Annotated in this window: 2 protein-coding genes and 2 pseudogenes; all 4 read right to left on the bottom strand. The window is 31.7% G+C overall.

All coding sequences use genetic code 11. From position 1 onward, the window contains the following. Positions 1-637: pseudogene (locus A7098_RS23420) on the bottom strand (hypothetical protein); the annotation flags it as partial. Between the two features lie 16 nt (positions 638-653). Then, positions 654-2,027: a bifunctional cytidylyltransferase/SDR family oxidoreductase gene (locus tag A7098_RS23415; RefSeq protein ID WP_105281501.1), complete on the bottom strand. Its 1,374-nt coding sequence runs from the start codon at positions 2,025-2,027 to the stop codon at positions 654-656. A gap of 39 nt (positions 2,028-2,066) precedes the next feature. After that, a complete protein-coding gene (locus A7098_RS23410) occupies positions 2,067-3,374 on the bottom strand; it encodes a CDP-glycerol glycerophosphotransferase family protein (protein ID WP_105281500.1) in 1,308 nt (435 codons plus the stop codon). Between the two features lie 43 nt (positions 3,375-3,417). Beyond that, positions 3,418-3,614: pseudogene (locus A7098_RS24045) on the bottom strand (ABC transporter ATP-binding protein); the annotation flags it as partial.

Here is a 3,614-nt window from a genome sequence, read left to right as displayed (position 1 = left end):
GTATATAAATAGTTGATATATTATTTTTTTTACAGAATCTAGCTATTTGATAAGCAGTATCCTTGCTTATAGAACAATAATTTTCTTCGGGAATTCCTCCTTCCCATGTTGGTGCATAAACAATATGCCTTGAACTGGGGTTGAATTTAAATAGATTGTCACCTGTAAAGGTATTACCTAACTTAATAACCTTATCATTTTGTATATCATATGGAGAAAATATTCCAGCCTTTAAGTATCTATCAATCCCAGCATCTCCAGCAGTAATGACATAATCATAAATACGGATTATTGGTTTAACTGATGCCAGTTTATTACTTTCCCCATGGGTAACAAATATATGAACCAAATTGCGATTAGCAACAACCCGACAATTAGATTGTGCATTAAACAAATAGAATACAACTTTTCCAGCTTTAAGCTCCATTTCCGAAAATTTTCTTATAAACTTAAAAGAAATATTATGTTCAGCAAATTTTCTTGAAAATGAAAACTCTATTTCTTTATAATATTTGCAGTATATTGCAATGCAATGTTGGGGCTTGAAAACTTGTGTCCTAAAATATCTAAGTAGTTGTTCTATGGCACCTTCAATTTTAGTATCAATGTATATGTAATATAATTTATCTAAAGACACAAGTTTTCTCCGTTATTTATCGACCATCTTTACGAATGTCTATGATCAATCCGGTTTTATTCATTCCTAAAACTTTTAGGCTAGTTAATGCTACATCTCTAGGATCTAATAAACTTTCAGTAGGTTCCATTCCAAAATTAGTTATCCGCATGGGAGTAGCGGTACGCTCAGGATTAATACAATTCACTTTAATATTCTCTTCGCCCCATTCCTCGGCAATTGCTTGAGTGAAGTTAACAATAGCTGCCTTTGATGATGAATATAATGCATAATAAGCTCTTCCTCTTGTATATGAACTTGAGGTGAAATTAAGCAGCATGCCAGATGTCCTTTTCAAATATTTCTTCCCAGCTTTAGCTATATTTACTGCGCCAGTATAATTAATATTTATTAAATCATAAATTTCATCATCAGCAAGAACATCAATTGGTTTTTTTATCAATATACCTGCTGTATTAATAATATAATCTATAGATCCTAGTTTATTACTTACCATTTCCAAAAAATGCTCTACATCATTAAGATTGGAAATATCAATATTATTTACTCTGCGACTTGCAATCTCAACATTAGCATTTAGCAGTATTGCTGCTTTTTTTATTTCCTCCCCAATACCACTACTTCCACCAAATATTACAACATTTTTATTTGCCATAAATTTGAGGTCATCATCATTACGATATGAAAGTTTATTTGAGTCTTGGAGAAGCTTTTCTATAATAAATAAATCTATAGGCTGTGTAACTTTCATGTTCGCCTCCGATCCCATGACAGTAGCAACACGAACCCCCGGCAACATTGAACGTACAACACCACAATCACAGGTAAAATTCCCTATTTTTTCGATTATGGCTTTCTTATAAGCTTGTTTGATGATACCTAACTTAAAGCCCTGCGGGGTTTGCCCTCTTCTCATTCTACTCCGGTTAGGAATATTAGATATACACCCATCATCATAAACCTCAACTAACGTATCAGATGAAGGAATAACAACATCTACTGCATCAAATATATTTAGTGACTCAATGCAATTATTTATTATACTTTCACTTACCAATGGCCGCACAGCATCATGGAATAAGATATTACAATTATCACTCTCGCTATCAAGCCCTTCTATCGCTGAATAAGTTGAGTCAAATCGCTCTGTCCCAGCATTAAAAATTTTTTTTACTTTACTCCACTGATTTTTTTTTACATAATCCCACATCATATCGATGTAATGCGGTTGTGAAACTATAATTATTTCATCAATTGCTTCTGCCCTTTCAAAGGCATCAATGGTATATTCAATCACGGCTCGACCAGCCAGTTTAGTAAATTGTTTTGGTTGCTGTCCACCGAAACGAGTACCAGAACCACCAGAAAGAATTACAGCGATATTTTTCATTCGAATAACCTATCAATTTAATAAATGCAGATCATAATTTTAAAAAGTGGGTATTTCAGTGCTAACACGCTGAAGCTGAGTGCAAAACTCATTATTTATGGTTTCATTTACTCCATAGATATAATCTAATGTCTTATATCTAATATCACTGAGATAATCATCTCCTTGTAAAATAACTTTATTTATTAAACTTATCAATTGTTCTGTATTTGAGAATACATATGCACATCGCGTAATGTCTATTTGGTTTTCAGATAAATTTAAAACAGCATCATTCGGTATATACATAAATATAGGGGATAGAGTGGACAAACAAACTTCAACGCCTAAAAAATAATCGCACAAAATAAGATCACTATTTATTATAACCTTGGTAATTGATTCATTTCTATCAAATATATACGTCATATCCTTACAATCGACAAGATAATCATTAACCTCCCTCTCTATTATCGCCAGGGATTTATTTCGACTTCCAGTCAATGGGTGATATTTTGCAAATATCTTACAATTAAATTGTTTATGCATTTTAAACAGGAGATTTGGTGATAAGTGAGATGATGAGTAGTTATTCTCCTCACTTGAGTTTTCCCATGTTGGCAAATAAGATATTTGCTTTATTGTATAGCTTTCACTTCTATTTTTAACAGCATTATTTATGATATATTTTAACGATGGTTTGCCAACTATAACAAAACTCATATAGTCTGTGTTGAATGATGCTTTTTTAAAGCGTTCAATAGCAGCCTGGCCATCAACCCAAATTTCATCATATACTCTAAAAAATTTATGAGCACTAGGTGTTTTTTCTGGATTCCCATGGCCTAAAAATATATGTTTGTAATTATTATATCTTAGCGTATGAATAAGGTTTGCGGTATTTGATACATAATATACTGCTCTAAGGTGTGGTAGCTTATTTAATATCTCCTCAACTGCACTTGCATTTTTTGCATAAACAATATTTGCTTGCGGATATTTACTAATTGCCCATTGGTACAGTTTTGGGTCTCTAACAAGCAAAGCGAAGTTTACTTTGGCGTAATAAAATTCACCTATCCAATAATCTATATAAGAAGAGTACTTTATCAATTCCCCAATGTGAATCAAATGATTAATTTCAGTTGAAAACCTAATATTATCAGTTATCTTATGCTGTTCAATAATATTTGAATTAAGTATTACATTAGGTTCTTTAGCTGTTTTTTTTAGCGTTACTACCTTTTCTGATTTTTTTTGGCCATTAACCTCTTTATTTGTTTTTTTTATCTCAAATGGAATTCTTTTTTTTAACATATCCTTGAAAAATAAATCAGGCTTAGTCATTAACTTGGTCAGTTTAGTCAATTCCCCCTCCTATTATCTATTGATGGTAAAACATTTAATAATGTTATCTCAAAATACTATTATTTCTATACTCACTTATGGCTTTGCTTATATCCAATTCCATTTCACTAACATTATCGTCTTTAAACACAATCGCCACATCACAAAACTCTTTCAATGAATTCAAACTATGTGAAACCATTACAAAACTAGACTCTTTATGCATTTCTTTAACTAAGTGAGCACACTTTTCTTTAAACC

It is taken from the genome of Escherichia sp. MOD1-EC7011 (assembly GCF_002965005.1).
Lineage (GTDB): Bacteria > Pseudomonadota > Gammaproteobacteria > Enterobacterales > Enterobacteriaceae > Escherichia > Escherichia ruysiae.
This window is presented reverse-complemented; position numbering and strand designations above follow the sequence as displayed.